This is a genomic window from Arthrobacter sp. NtRootA1 (assembly GCF_019976975.1).
Lineage (GTDB): Bacteria > Actinomycetota > Actinomycetes > Actinomycetales > Micrococcaceae > Arthrobacter > Arthrobacter aromaticivorans.
This window is the reverse complement of the sequence record NZ_AP024630.1, coordinates 4,846,036-4,859,396: the sequence shown is the minus strand read 5'-3', so window position 1 is coordinate 4,859,396 and position 13,361 is coordinate 4,846,036. Positions and strand designations below refer to the sequence as shown.

16 protein-coding genes are annotated in these 13,361 nt (G+C 61.4%); 7 read left to right on the top strand and 9 right to left on the bottom strand.

Annotation, left to right across the window (positions count from 1 at the left end; translation table 11 throughout):
- Entirely contained in the window at positions 1-729 is a 729-nt protein-coding gene (locus LDN90_RS22135) for a FadR/GntR family transcriptional regulator (protein ID WP_216927540.1), read from the bottom strand.
- 101 nt (positions 730-830) lie between these two features.
- Between LDN90_RS22135 and LDN90_RS22130 the strand changes: the two genes are divergently transcribed.
- The 3 genes from LDN90_RS22130 to LDN90_RS22120 all read left to right on the top strand — a co-directional run bounded on the left by LDN90_RS22130 (position 831) and on the right by LDN90_RS22120 (position 2,546).
- A complete protein-coding gene (locus tag LDN90_RS22130) occupies positions 831-1,337 on the top strand; it encodes a hypothetical protein (RefSeq protein ID WP_223947144.1) in 507 nt (168 codons plus the stop codon).
- Between the two features lie 77 nt (positions 1,338-1,414).
- On the top strand, positions 1,415-2,023 hold the full coding sequence (locus LDN90_RS22125; RefSeq protein WP_223947143.1) for a hypothetical protein: 609 nt from the start codon (positions 1,415-1,417) through the stop codon (positions 2,021-2,023).
- Between the two features lie 61 nt (positions 2,024-2,084).
- Positions 2,085-2,546 carry a DUF3817 domain-containing protein gene (locus LDN90_RS22120; RefSeq protein WP_223947142.1) on the top strand — a complete coding sequence of 154 codons (462 nt, stop codon included), beginning with the start codon at positions 2,085-2,087 and terminating at the stop codon, positions 2,544-2,546.
- Positions 2,547-2,654: 108 nt separating this feature from the next.
- On the opposite strand, the gene LDN90_RS22115 is transcribed toward LDN90_RS22120, so the two are convergent.
- From LDN90_RS22115 to LDN90_RS22105, 3 genes are all read right to left on the bottom strand, one after another.
- On the bottom strand, positions 2,655-3,470 hold the full coding sequence (locus LDN90_RS22115; RefSeq protein ID WP_223947141.1) for a hypothetical protein: 816 nt from the start codon (positions 3,468-3,470) through the stop codon (positions 2,655-2,657).
- 128 nt (positions 3,471-3,598) lie between these two features.
- Positions 3,599-4,276 (bottom strand): DUF6318 family protein, encoded by a 678-nt coding sequence (locus LDN90_RS22110; RefSeq protein WP_223947140.1) that lies wholly within the window; start codon positions 4,274-4,276, stop codon positions 3,599-3,601.
- Positions 4,277-4,386: 110 nt separating this feature from the next.
- Positions 4,387-4,764 carry an RNA-binding S4 domain-containing protein gene (locus tag LDN90_RS22105; protein WP_223947139.1) on the bottom strand — a complete coding sequence of 126 codons (378 nt, stop codon included), beginning with the start codon at positions 4,762-4,764 and terminating at the stop codon, positions 4,387-4,389.
- Positions 4,765-4,930: 166 nt separating this feature from the next.
- Here LDN90_RS22105 and LDN90_RS22100 point away from each other — a divergent pair, with 166 nt between their 5' ends.
- Both LDN90_RS22100 and LDN90_RS22095 read left to right on the top strand, forming a co-directional pair.
- Positions 4,931-5,377, top strand: a complete 447-nt coding sequence (locus LDN90_RS22100) for a hypothetical protein (protein ID WP_223946635.1) — start codon at positions 4,931-4,933, stop codon at positions 5,375-5,377.
- A gap of 38 nt (positions 5,378-5,415) precedes the next feature.
- Positions 5,416-6,384, top strand: a complete 969-nt coding sequence (locus LDN90_RS22095) for an IS3 family transposase (RefSeq protein ID WP_223946634.1) — start codon at positions 5,416-5,418, stop codon at positions 6,382-6,384.
- An 80-nt stretch (positions 6,385-6,464) separates the two neighbouring features.
- Here LDN90_RS22095 and LDN90_RS22090 read toward each other — a convergent pair whose 3' ends face one another.
- Positions 6,465-7,568, bottom strand: coding sequence for a sulfite oxidase (locus LDN90_RS22090; protein ID WP_216927479.1), 1,104 nt, complete (start codon positions 7,566-7,568; stop codon positions 6,465-6,467).
- Positions 7,569-7,730: 162 nt separating this feature from the next.
- On the bottom strand, positions 7,731-8,765 hold the full coding sequence (locus LDN90_RS22085; protein ID WP_223947138.1) for an aldo/keto reductase: 1,035 nt from the start codon (positions 8,763-8,765) through the stop codon (positions 7,731-7,733).
- 291 nt (positions 8,766-9,056) lie between these two features.
- Here LDN90_RS22085 and LDN90_RS22080 point away from each other — a divergent pair, with 291 nt between their 5' ends.
- Positions 9,057-9,548, top strand: coding sequence for a flavin reductase family protein (locus LDN90_RS22080; protein ID WP_223947137.1), 492 nt, complete (start codon positions 9,057-9,059; stop codon positions 9,546-9,548).
- On the opposite strand, the gene LDN90_RS22075 is transcribed toward LDN90_RS22080, so the two are convergent.
- On the bottom strand, positions 9,545-10,426 hold the full coding sequence (locus tag LDN90_RS22075) for an FAM174 family membrane protein (protein ID WP_223947136.1): 882 nt from the start codon (positions 10,424-10,426) through the stop codon (positions 9,545-9,547). The genes LDN90_RS22080 and LDN90_RS22075 overlap by 4 nt on opposite strands.
- Before the next feature lie 186 nt (positions 10,427-10,612).
- On the opposite strand from LDN90_RS22075, the gene LDN90_RS22070 reads away from it, so the two are divergent.
- A complete protein-coding gene (locus tag LDN90_RS22070) occupies positions 10,613-11,017 on the top strand; it encodes a YchJ family protein (RefSeq protein ID WP_223947135.1) in 405 nt (134 codons plus the stop codon).
- 6 nt (positions 11,018-11,023) lie between these two features.
- On the opposite strand, the gene LDN90_RS22065 is transcribed toward LDN90_RS22070, so the two are convergent.
- A complete protein-coding gene (locus LDN90_RS22065) occupies positions 11,024-12,988 on the bottom strand; it encodes an acyl-CoA dehydrogenase family protein (protein ID WP_223947134.1) in 1,965 nt (654 codons plus the stop codon).
- A 62-nt stretch (positions 12,989-13,050) separates the two neighbouring features.
- Positions 13,051-13,353, bottom strand: coding sequence for a hypothetical protein (locus LDN90_RS22060; RefSeq protein WP_223947133.1), 303 nt, complete (start codon positions 13,351-13,353; stop codon positions 13,051-13,053).
- Between the last annotated feature and the right edge of the window lie 8 nt (positions 13,354-13,361).

The following is a 13,361-nucleotide window of genomic DNA, read 5'->3' as shown; positions in this document are numbered from 1 at the left end:
TCATTTGCTGAGGATCGTGTCCAGTGCGACGCTGACGGCCTGAAGGTGATCGGCCATCGCTTTGCTCGCTGCTTCGGCGTCGCCTGCTTCGATTGCATTCAGCACGGCAACGTGTTCCTCGTCCGAGCGGTGTTGCCGGTCGGCGACGAGGTTGAGGGTTTCAGACTGGTGGGCCAAGGCGTCGCGGATATCGGAAACGACGCTGGCGAACACCCGGTTGCCACTGGCCCGGGCGACGGCGGAATGGAAGCTGGCGTCCAGGTTCACCCAGGCTTCGGGATCGTTCTCGTTGAGCATTTCCTGGACGATGTCCTTCAGGTGCTCAAGTTCTTCTTCGGTGCGGCGCAGGGCTGCCAGTCCGGCAGCGGGAATCTCAATGTGCGGACGTGCCTCGTTCAGATCACGCGCACTGTACTGGCCCAAGGTAAGGTCGTTGGCGACCTTGTTGGCCACAATGAACGTGCCCTTGCCGGTCTTGGTCATGGTGAGGCCCAAGGTGTTGCAGGACCGCAGCGCTTCTCTGATGACCGAGCGGCTCACGCCATACTGGGCCGCCAGCGTTGCTTCAGAGCTCAACTTGGTGCCGATATCGAACTGGCCGCCCTCGATAGCCCTTCTGAGTGCCGCGAAGACAGCCTCAGCCGCGGAAATGCGAGAGATCGGCGTATGCCCAGCGGAAGAGCCCTGAGGGGCTGGCTGTCCGGCTGTCCGGCTGTCTGACAGGTTCACGTTATCGAATATGGCACGGGTCACAAGGCCGTGTCAACGCTGAAAGATTCGCTTCACGCTTTGGGTGTTCAGGGTGCTGCGTTGCTCCCGCACAATGGAGCATGCTATTCACCAAAAAGTCGCTCACCGCGGACGGTTTCACGGGCTTCCGGGCCCTGGACGAACTCGACATCATGCGCGTCCCCCAGGGGCCGGGAGTCTTTGCCCTCCTTTGCCCCGCGGGTTTCGATCCCGTGTTCCTCACCAAGAGCACTGCCGGCACCTTCAAGAAAAAGGACCCGTCGCTCAATCGTGAAGCTTTGGAAGCGGAGTGGGTTCCGGACTCTTCCCTGTTGTACCTGGGCAAGGCCAGCGCCGGAAGCCAGGGAAACCGGGGGCTTCGGAAGCAGATCCAGGAGTTCATGGATTACGGCCGCGGGCGACCCACCGTTGTCTGGGACGCGCGCCTCATCTGGCAGCTCCGGGATGCCTTGGATCTGATCATTGCGTGGAAGGAACTCCCTCCTTCGGAGGTGAATGGAGCCGAGGCCGCCTACCACGCTGATTTCGTTGCCACATATGGCCGCCTGCCGTTCGCGAATCTGGTTCAGGCTCGCACCAAAAAGTAGGGCGTTAAGTACGACGGCGGCACTGGGCTTCTGTTGGGGCCTGCCATGAGAGCCGCGCGCGGCGCATAATGTCATGCATGACGGCCAGTAACCCCGCTGGAGGCAAACCGCATGGATCCCGGATCACCGTCGAGGCGCCTGTCCTCCGCATCGGTGCCGGGCAATCCGACTACGAGGGACTAAGCCGTTACGTCGATTTCCTCCGGAAGCCGCGAGGACTCCACATGACATTGCTGCACGTGGGAATCCTCGATGATTTGGCCCAGGATATTGAAGCCTGGACCAAAGGAATGTCCAGGTCAGAGAACGTACTTCCGGAGATTGTGGGTTGGTTGACGGAGTTGCCTGTACTGCAGGGGTTTCTGGGAAAGTCGGACAAGCTAGTCCCTCTGGGCGGTGGCCGCCTTATGGGGTTGGAAGTGGACGTTCCTCAAGAGGTGCACGATTATCAGGCCCTACTGGTTCAGGGGCTTCATGTGCTTTTGGATGACCTGGGCCTGGATAACATCGACGACTTCATCCTGAGCTCACCTGCCCTGGGCTACAGGTCACCCCGTTGGTTGCCTCATATCGCCGTTGGCAAGGCCCGGACGCGCCATGACCCGCCGGTGGAGATCGCTCCAGTGCCCGTTGAATTCGGGGACTCACAGATCCGGAACCGGGACTCGCTGCCACTGCCGGGGTGAACGTGTTTGTCCTGTCACGGTAAATTGGACGGGACTCCCGTTTCCCAGCCCAAGGACTTTCATGCAGCCCCGCACCCTGTTTCGTACCGTAGCTTTTGCCGAAGCTGTGACGTGGACGCTGTTGCTGATTGGGCTGTTCCTTAAGTACGTCACGCACACCACGGAGATGGGCGTGAGCGTAGCCGGAGGTATCCACGGCTTTGTCTTCCTTTGCTACGCAGCGACAGCCGCCTTCACGTGGATCAACCAAAAATGGACTACCCGTACGGGACTGCTTGCCATCGTTTCGGCGGTAATTCCCTATGCGACCATCCCAGTGGAGAGGTCGCTTGATCGGCGGGGATTGCTCGACGGCGGGTGGCGGCTGGCCGCTGGCGGCGAGAAGCCCCGCGGCGCCCTCGAAAAGGCGCAGGCATGGGTGCTGGGCAATCCCATTCTGGCGGTTGTTCTGGTTTTGGTGGGCGTCGGCGCAGTATTCAGCTTCCTGCTTTTCATGGGCCCGCCGGACACCTGGTTCTCCTGATCCCTTCCGCTCTGTGGCTCCTGACCTTGTTTGGAGCCCAAAGCTGCACTTTTCCGGCGATTTGGGTCTCTTTTTGTCTCAATGAAGGTCAGGAAGCCACGGGCTCAGTCATTTTTCGGCGTTGGGGCAGCCCCAGGATGTGGGGTTTTCCTGGCAGGTGTCGGCGACGAGTGCTTTTTCTGTTTTCCAGACGTGGATGGTTTTGGGTTCTGTGGTGAGGTCCAGGGTTCCGTTGATGGGCAGTGGTGGGCCGTTGTTCACGGAGTAGGTTCCGGTGTAGCTGGTGGTGATGGTGGCGGGGTAGTTCCCTGTTGCTGTGTAGGTGTGGCTGGTGCGGGTTTGGTTGAGGAGCCAGTCGGCTTCGGGGATGGGGTAGCCGGCGGCCGGGGTGGGGCCGAGGCTGGTGCCGTCGCCGAAGGTGTAGGTGAAGCTGGCCGGGGTGGCTGTCAGGTGGACGGTTTGGCCCAGGATGGTGAGATCGAAGGCTTGTTCGGTGGCGGTGGTGTAGAAGTTTGTTGGTCCGCCTTTGAGGGTGTGGGGGAAGGGTTGGGCTTGGAGGGTTCCCGGGTTGACGGGGAGTTGGCGGAAGTCGTTCAGTACCCGGGTGGCGATGTTGGCCAGGACGTTTTCGGGTTTGGCGTCGTACAGGCACGTGGGTCCGCTGATGGGGATCCAGTTGGTCCAGCCGGGGTTGGTGATGGACTTGGGTGCTTGTTTCCAGATGACCGGTGTTCCTTCATCGCCGCCTGGTGTTGTGGCAGGGCAGCTTAGGGCAAGGCAGCCGGGGTCGACGGTGTCCGGACCGTCTGCCCGGCAGTGGGTGTCCGCCATGTACTGGTTGGGGTCGTCAGGGGCGGGTGCCCCCAGGTTTGCGGTGGGTATTCCAGTGTTTCTGTCCAGGATGAAATGACCGCTCAACTCCATACCTGTTTCGCCCCTATTGGCCCTGATTTCGGGTTCCTCAGCCGCAACCGCGACGCGCGGACCTAGTATTTGGATCAGCGACATGCAGATTACGAGAAAAATTAAGGTTATTTGGCGGGTTCGCATGTTCAGCCCAAAATCAAGCCGTTGTCGATAACTTGCCACATGCTGTCCTTGTAAATTGCTTTCACAGCCTCGGCTGTGTTGGACGCTTCCGATACCTTCTGTCTGACGGTGGCGTTGGCGTAGAAGTACGAAATTTCCTCTTGGATGACCTGAACCTTCGCTACTTGGAAGTCGGCTCCGTTTTGCCACAGGACCTCGATCGAAGGCGTGGCTATTCTGCCTCCGACCAGCCAGGAACCGTCGGAATAGTTCGCATCGATGGCCTTCTTGTAGGCGGTACCAGACTCTGTAGTCGTATCTGTCAAAACCATCCACGCCCCCAGATCACCCGTCTCGGTGGCGTACGAATAAGTCGCGTACCAGTACCGGATAAACGCCTCCAGCCCCGCCCTCGAGTTCTCCTTCGCCAACTCGGGCATCACCGGCACTGGCACATTCTGTGCCTTGCCCTTCGCGTCGGCCGGCTTGTACACAGCGGCGGGAACGACACTCCCCGAAGATTCAGTAGCCGAAGGACCTGGCGAGAAGACCGCCGAGGTGGGTGACGCCGTCGTCGAGCTTTCGGAAGGAGAACCGCCGGGCTGGCCGCCCTGACAGCCAGTGAGCAGCAACGCGGCTGTGAGTCCGAAGACCGCTCCTCGAACACGGGCACGTGAAGAAAAGGCAAAAAGGCGTGGCATGACAGGCTCCCCCAGCAACTGTTTGGCGATGAGTCGGCCAGTCTAGGCGGGGTAAAGGGGCGGTTTCACTTCGAAGAGGACCGCTTGTGGATAACTATCACGAATGGCCCCTAGCCGCGGAGCTTCTCCATGTCCCGCCGGTCCTTCTTGGTAGGCCTGCCGGCACCGCGGTCGCGCTGGGGAAGGCCGAGCTTGGGGGCAATGGGGCGCGGGGGAGTGTGGTCCGTGAAGCAGTGCGACGCAGCCTCGGCGCCAACGCGTTTCGCGATCAGTCGCCTTACTTCGAGGATCCGCTCCCAACCGGATTCGCGGACCCTGATGGTGTCGCCGATGATCACGCTTTGCGAGGCCTTCACCGGATTGCCATTGATACGGATGTGGCCAGCGCGGCAGGCAGCGGTGGCCGCGGATCGGGTCTTGTAAGCGCGGATCGCCCACAACCAGGCATCCACCCGGACATTCGCTGGAGATGAAGACGGGATACTCATGATTTGACCGAGTCTAGTCCGGCGTGGACGGGTCAGCCGAGTGATAAGAACGGCGAGATCGCCGGAAGGCTGTGAGATCGCCGGAGAACTCCCTGTGTGTCAGGCTGTTGTGTGACAGTTTTGCTGTCCGTAGCGGCCTGACACACGGGGCGGGGAAAGGTCCGTCATGGATTTTGTTGTCCCCTTGCGTGCTTCGAAGCGGAGTCACTTCACTTTGGCCCAGAAACACATGATTCTGGATGAGTATGAGAAGTGTTTGGAGCGTGGATCAAAGATCGCGTTCTGCAGGGCTGTTGGTATCACCGATGGAACGATCCGGCTCTGGGGCAGGCAACGTGAGGCCGGGGAGTTGAGATCCCGGGCCATGACCGGAAAAGAGGACCAGCGTTTGAGAGAAGGAGACAGGCGGCTACTGAAGCAGGTCTTGAAGGAGAACGAGATCCTCAAGGCCAAGCTGGCCAAGTCCGAGGCCGCGGTGGACATCCTGGGAAAAGCTTCCGCGCTCTTGGATGCCATGGCCAGGAGCGCAGCGGCGACGGACCCCGAACTGAAGGATCCGGAGCCGCAGCGCCCGGACTGGTTGAACCCAAAATCTGGAAAGACATTGCCCTGACCTTTGTCGGGAATCTGGTCGCTGCTGGCTGGTCAGCTGTGAAGGCGTGCGCGGTTGTTGGGCTTCACCGCACCACGTGGTACCGGTATCTGAGCCCGCCGGCAGCGGCCGGGATCACTATCGCCCATGCCGACCGGGCGTATCCGAACCGGATTACCTCAGCCGAAGCTGAGGAGTTCATGACCGCTCTGAACTCCGAGGACTACGGAAACCTTTCGGTCACCCAGGCCTATTACCGGATGCTCGATACCGGACACTGCTCCTTCTCCATCGCAACAGCGCACCGTCTCGTTGCTGCGCGTGGACAGAACGGTGACCGGCGTGTTCAACGCGGAAACACCAGCCCGAAGCGGATCAAACCCGTCGTGGAAGCCACCGGCCCGAACCAGCTCTGGAGCTGGGATATCACCATGCTCCGCGGCCCGGGCAAACACACCTACAAGCTCTACGCGATCATCGATGCGTTCTCCCGCAAGGTCATCGCCCACCGCGTCGAACACCACGAGACCGCGGCCCTTGCCTCCACATTCATACGTGAGGCCGTGGACACGACTCACCAGCGGCCCTTGGTTCTGCACGCCGACAACGGAGCTCCCATGCGGGCCGGGACCACCGTGGACCTGGCCCGGGCGCTTGGCATCACCTTGTCCTACTCCAGGCCCCGGGTCTCGAACGACAACCCGTACTCCGAAGCGCTCTTCAAAACCGTCAAATACGACCTGGGATTCCCCCAACGGTTCCGGGACCTACAAGACGCCCGGGACTACATGGACCAGTTCTTTGCCGCTTACAACGCCCATCACAGGCACAGCGGCTTGAACTTCTACACCCCCGACACCGTCCACTACGGGCTGATCGAGCAGGCGCGCAGGCAACGACAACAAACCCTCGATGCCTGCTACGCCCGCAACCCGCACAGATACCACCGCAGACCCACCGCGCCAGGAATACCACCCACCGCCGGAATCAACCACAGAAAAACCACCCAGCTGTCACAAACAGCTTGATATATACCGGAACTCCCGGCGATCTCACAGCTTTCCAGCGATCTCGAGGAAGCCGGACGGACAGCCCGGACGCACACGCCCTACCGAACTGTCACCTCAACCCGCTGGGCCATGTTGTTTCCGATGCCTTGGTAGTTCCACACCTGATCGCTGGGCTGCAGCGCACCCGAGGAATCCATCGCACGGCACCGCAACTCGTGTTCGCCCGGGCTCGCAACCCACACCATGGTCCACGAGCGCCATGCAAAGTCACCAACAGCGGGTTCCAGGTGGGCCGGCATCCACTCGCCGTCGATCCCCACCTCCACGCGTTCCACTTCGCCGTGACCGGACCAAGCCCTGCCGCGCAGCATGACTGGGCCGGCATCCACTACACGGCGTCGGGTGAAGAAGTCAGGGATCCCGGGCGGCACCATTAGGGAGCGGACGCGAATGTGTGTCACGGGCAATCCCGGCCCATCGGGTCCCTGAAGGTAGTGATATGCCACCGCCTGTTGGAATCCCATAAACCGTGAAGTCACTGCCTCGATGGACGTCAACCACTTCACACTTGCCATGCCATACCAGCCCGGTACGAGCAGCCGTAGCGGGAAACCGTGCTGGATCGGGAGGGGGTTACCGTTCATGGCGTAGACCAGCATGACTTCGGGGTGCATCGCCTCCGCGATCGAAAGACTGCGGGCGTACGGTTCCTCGACGCCACCCTGGATGCCGCTGTCGGCGCCCGTAAAGACAAGTTCGACGGCGTCACTCGCCAGGCCTGCCTCTTCCAGGAGTGGTGCCAAAGGAGTTCCGGTCCACTCCGCAGTGCCTACGGCTCCCAGCACCCATGGCTGGCTGAGGGGACGTGGCTGCAGGAGCGAGCGCCCATTTCCGGCGCACTCCATGGTGACCGGCATGGTGACAGCTGGACGCGACTTGATGTCGTCGAGGCTCAGTTCCAAGCTGTGATTAACCGCCCCACCGAGCCGCAGCCGCCATGTCTCGGCGGAAACGTGCGGGATATCGAAGTGAATGAGCAGGTAGTGCAGCCCCGCTGGCGTGATGTCGTCGTGGAGGGCTTCCAGCGGCATTGAATGGTTGCGGCCGGAGAGCTGCAACTCTTCGTGGGTCAGGGGACCTTCGGTCGGCTGTCCCGGGATGACGGCTTTCGCCGCGTCTTGCTTGACATGGGGTTTGGACATGGGAGGCGGCGTTCTACTGGACCTGACGCTGCGGGCGTGCCGCAGCACTTAGGACAAGGATCACGCCGGGGCCCAACGCCGTCAATAGGCGATTGTGAGGCGTGCTCGACGTGCTTCACGAGGATTGAAGGGCGCAGAGCGGGCCCCACAACGGGAGACGAGCTACCGACGTCGAAGTTCCGGGTACTCCAGGTGGGGAGCAACCGTGCCGGCATCCCGCTCAAGGAAGTTGACGGCGGGGGCCACGATGTCATCGATTTCATCCAAAACCGCTTCGCTGAGCACCACATCGGCGGCCTTCAGATAGTCCGTGAGATGGTCCTCGGTCCGTGGCCCAATGATCACACTGGTGACGGCGGGATGGTTCAGGGCAAAGGCAACAGCAAGCTGGATGAGGGTCAGTCCGTACCGTGCAGCCAGCTGTGCGAGTGCGTCCGCCGCATGAAGCTTGCCCTGGTTGAAGGGCGCAGTCACATCAAAACGCCCTGGCAGAGCAGAGAAGCGTGAGCTGTCGGGCTGGCCCGCGCCAACGCGGTAACCGCCAGCCAGCCAACCGCCGTCGAGCGGGCCATAACTTAAAACCCCGACGCCGTACTGCTGGGTGATGGGGAAAACGTCGCGTTCGTTGGCGCGAACCAGAAGCGAATAAGGAACCTGGTCCGCCACCGGCGGCGTCAAGTGGTTGGTGTTCGCGATCCACTGTGCCTCGACGAGCTGCGCCGGACTGAACACTGAGGTGCCGTAGTAGAGGATCTTGCCCTGCCGGATGAGATCGTTCAGGGTGGTGATGGTCTCAAGGAGATCGGTGTTGTAGTCGGGACGGTGCGCTTGGTAGAGGTCGATCCTGTCCGTGTTCAGCCGCCTCAAGCTGTCCTCCACAGCCCGGACAATCCATCGTCGCGAATTTCCGGCATGCGCTGGGTTGGACCCCATCTGGCCATGGAATTTGGTGGCGAGAAAAACGTCGTCGCGCCTACCTTGGATTGCCTGGCCCACCACGACTTCGGCCTCACCCTGCGAGTAGATATCGGCGGTGTCGATGCTGGTGATGCCCCCGTCTAGCGCCGCTTGGATGATGCGGATGCTCTCCGCAGGGCCCGTGGGAGCGGTGCCGGTGCCAAAGTTCAAAGTACCCAGGGTGAGAGGGCTGATCAGGGCGCCAGTGCGTCCAAGCGTTCGTAGCTCGTTGAGGCTCATGTCGGCTTCCTGTGGTGAGTCAGTGGTTGGACAGTTGCGGGCCTGAAGTTGGGTCAACCGTCATCAAAGGGGATGTCCAATCGAGGCTACACAGGGCCGTGGGACGCCCAAATGCAAACGGTAGAACTTCTTCGTTTTTCGTCTTGCGAGGTAATGGAAGCGGCCTTACTTCGCGACATTTCTTGACATGCGGCAACGCAAAAGTCTTTCGAATCAACAAATATTGCCGTTCCCGGAAGCGGGTGAATCATGGGAAAGGAACTCAGGCAACGCACGATAGGGGACAGCAAAATGACACAGACCACCGTGGAAGAAACAGCGGCCATCAAGGCTGCATTTGCGCAGTTCCCGTCCGGAGTGGCTGCTTTCAGTGCCATGGTGGATTTCACGCCGGAGGCCCTTGTGGCATCGTCCTTCACTGTGGGCGTGTCATTGGAGCCGCCGTTGGTGATGTTCGCGGTGCAGAACTCCTCCACAACCTGGCCTAAGCTCCGGCAGGCCAGCAGGCTGGGGGTATCCGTTCTGGCTGAGGGCCAGGAAGCGGCCTGCCTTCAGCTGTCCTCCAAGACCCGGGACCGTTTCGCCGGATTGTCCACCAGCGTCAGTGACTCAGGGGCCGTTCTGATCGACGGCGCCGTGCTGGGTTTCGAATGCGAGGTTGTCTCCGAGACGCCAGCGGGGGATCACGCGATCGTTGTCCTTGAGGTCAAATCGACCACGATCAACCACGAATCCAAGCCGCTGATTTATCACGGAGCATCGTTCCGGCAACTCGCTGCTTAGGAGTTGCGGTTGGCCCCGCTGAGCGAACCCTTGCGGATCGGGCTCGAAGACTTTCCGTTCTTGGAAGTGTTCGGGCCCGATTTCTTCGGGCTGTTCCCCTGGGTGGGGCCGTTCCCTTGCCCCGACTTGGTGGATTCAGGTCCAGACTTTTTGGGACTGTTGCCAGGAGGCTGGTGCGCGTCCGGGGTCTTCGGGGCGGGCGGTTCGTCTTTGCTGGACGGCGGTGTTGGTTCGCCCACCTCGCGGACCGTCACCTTGATGGCGGGCGGTTCCTCTGCCTTTGCCCGCGCGGCTGCCCTACGGTCAGCTTCCGCGACGGCGTCGGCCCAGTCTTTTGCAAGAACGGTGGGTTCTTTGCTGGCGGCCACAAGCAAGGGGTGGTGGGCGGTCTGCGTTTCGACCACTTCCTTAACCTGGATCGGCCTGGGCACCTTTTTCGGGCCAACCTTCCACGCACCGTCCTTGACGGCGGAAGTGGCATCCGAGACCCGGCGTCGAAGATCGCCAAGGAGGTCCTTCTTCGGCTCCGCAACCACAGGATTGGGCACGGGATGACCTGCAACCTCGGCAGTGGAACCGGTAGGGACGTAGGCAAGATCTTCAAGAGGTGACTCAACAGCGTGACTGGAGTGCTCGACGTCGTCACTCGCCGGTGCGGGCACGTGTTCCGGAGCCGGGGGCAAGTGGACGATGGTGACTGTGTCTTTCTTGGGGAAGATGCCGACCATCGCCAAAAGAATCACCGACACAAGCCGTCCCACTCCGGCAACTACCAGAGTGATGATGATGACCAACCCGAGTCCCAGGAACATGAGGATAGCCATCCCCACTGTGCCCAAATATGTCAGGTTGATGGCGAGTGTTGTCGGATCCTCCACGTAGCCTCCCCTGGCTGTCGTTTTGCGATGCGCGCATTGCCCACCAAGCTTGCACATCTAGCCTACGGTCCAGCACCGACGGAATCACGCCCCGCGCCACCCTCTGGCAGGGTTGTTTCGAAGCTGTTATACGGCGTGGGAAAATATGTTGCCCAGCTCTCATTTTCAGCCTCAGATTGGGACCCAGTGACCCCTGATTTCAACCGACTCCGCGACGGTGCGTGCCCCTGCCTTTCCGGTGAGCAGTATGACGATTGTTGTGGGCGCTTCCACCGGGGTGAGGCCGATGCGCCCACAGCCGAGCAGCTTATGCGTTCCCGGTATTCGGCGTTCGTCATTCTGGATCCGGAGTACCTCCGGCGAACGTGGCACGCCTCAACCCGCCCGGCTTCCCTGGAACTGGACCCGGACATGCAATGGCGCAGGCTCGACATCCTGGGCACGTCCAAGGGTGGGCCCTTGGACACCACCGGGACTGTTGAGTTCGCCGCGCATTACCGGTCCGACGGCGAACGCGGAGTCCAGCGCGAACACAGCCGTTTCGTACGCGAGGACAAGCGCTGGTACTACGTGGACGGTGACGTCCTGTAGGGGGGGCTACCGATACTTGCGGTGCAGGTTCTCCTTGCTTGATGCGCCTGGGGAAGCATCGGCGATCCACGGTCCGGTTCCTTCGGACTGATCCAGGACCCCGGCCTCAAGCCAGGCGTAATCCCCGGCGAGGACCTTGCGCGAAAGCTGGTGATCGCCGTCGTCGGTGTTCCGCCATAGCTGGTCGAAGTATTCGTCCACCCGCACGCGCGCCTGCTCACAGTAGGCGTCGGCCAGCTCAAAGGCCGCCGCGCCGTGTTCCGGGTGGGTACGGAGCAGCATTTCGGCCCGGGAGCAGCATGCTGCCATAGCGAACAGTTCGGCGCCGATGTCCACGATCCTGCCCAGGAACGCTTGTTTGTGTTCGAGCTTCGCTTGCCAGCGGCCCATGCCGTAGAAAGTCTGCCGCGCGAGCCGCCGCGAGGATCTTTCAACAAACCGCAGGTGCTTGCCCAAGCGCCCGAACTCACCGTAGGAGCGCGGATCCATGCCTGCTCCGGCTACTAGTTTTGGCAGCCAGCGGGCATAGAAACCTGAAGCGCCGACGGCGGCCCTCGCCTTGTCCTGCAAGCTCGCGTCCGCAGAGGCGAGGTCGCCCGCGGCGGCAAGGTGCGCATCCACGGCTTCGCGGGCGATGAGGAGTTTCATGATCTCGCTGGAACCCTCGAAGATCCGGTTGATGCGCAGGTCCCGGAGGAGTTGTTCGGCCGCCACGGCGCGCTCCCCTCTGGCTTCAAGGGACTCGGCGGTTTCAAAGCCACGGCCACCGCGTATCTGAACCAGTTCATCGGCGATCCGGCAGCTCAGTTCCGTGGACCAGAGTTTGGCAAGTGCCGCTTCAATGCGCACGTCCTTTTGGCCGGCATCTGCCATCTCCGCCGACAGTTCAAACACAGCTTCCAACGCGAAGGTCGTGGCGGCGATGAACGCAATCTTCTTTCCTACGGCCTCGTGCTTGCCCACCGGGCGGCCCCATTGCGTACGCGCGTTTGACCATTCGCGGGCAATCTTCAGGCTCCATTTCCCAGCGGCAACGCATAGACCGGGGATGGAGAGACGTCCAGTATTGAGTGTGGTGAGGGCTATTTTCAGGCCTTGGCCCTCGCGGCCCAGACGGTTCTCCACCGGCACGCGCACCTGGTGGAAACGGGTCACGCCATTCTCAATACCGCGCAGGCCCATGAAGCTGTTCCGGTTTTCCACCGTGATGCCGGGAGAGTCCATCTCCACGACGAACGCTGAGATGCCGCCCTTGTGCGTGGTGCCGTCGGCGTCGGTGTGGGCTGGAACCCTTGCCATGACTACCACGAGTTCGGCGATCACCCCGTTGGTGGTCCAGAGTTTCACGCCGTCCAAAAGGTAAGACCGGCCGTCGTCGGATAGTACGGCAGTGGCGCCCATACGCGCGGGGTCGCTGCCGACGTCGGGCTCCGTCAGGAGGAAAGCGGTGATGGCGCCGGCAGCGCAGCGCGGAAGGTATTCCTGCTTTTGCTCAGGCGTGCCGAATTCCTTCACGGGCTCCGGAACGCCAATGGACTGATGCGCCGAAATGAGTGCGCCAAGGCTCGGATGGACGGAGCCCACTAACGCGAGTGCGCGGCCGTAGTAGACCAGGGACAATCCCAGGCCGCCGTACTCGCGCGGGATTTTCATGCCGAAGACGCCAAGGTCCGCGAGGCCTGCAAGGTACTCGTCCGGGATCTTCGCGTCGCGTTCGATCACCCGTCCGGACATGGACCCGCAGAACGCCTCGAGCTTGGCCATGAACTCTTCGCCGCGCTCCACGTCCTCCGTTTTGGCTTGTGGCCACGGATGGATCAGGCTGAGGTCGAAGCTTCCCAAGTACAGGCCCTTGGCAAAGCTGGGCCGGTTCCATTCAGTTTCGCGGGCGGCTTCGGCGACGGCGCGGGCTTCTTCTGCTGTGGCGTTGACGCTTGCGGCGGTGAGACTGCTGTCAGTAGCGGACGTCATTTGATAACTCCTCTAGCCGGTTGTGCCGGTGGAGCCAGGGTCCGCCTCGGGTGGGGAACCCTTCAGCTGTCCCTCAATGCTACCCGCGAGTAGCTACCCGTGCTAGGGGAAACCTGGGGCTGGAATTCGGCCGGGATTTCCACTTGTCCTGCGTGATGGACCAGGCTGTCCCACGCAAAATTGATGCCATGCACCAAACCGCCCAGGACTGCCTTGACCGTGTACCAGGCCATTCCCATGGCGCCGATGAGAACGATAGTTGCTATGGCTGCTACTGCGATGAACGCGACCAAAATGGCGGCGAAGGCCAGCGTTCCAATGAATACGTAGGTGGCTGTTTCCAGAGCGGTAAAGTCGAAATCCATGGTTCCCC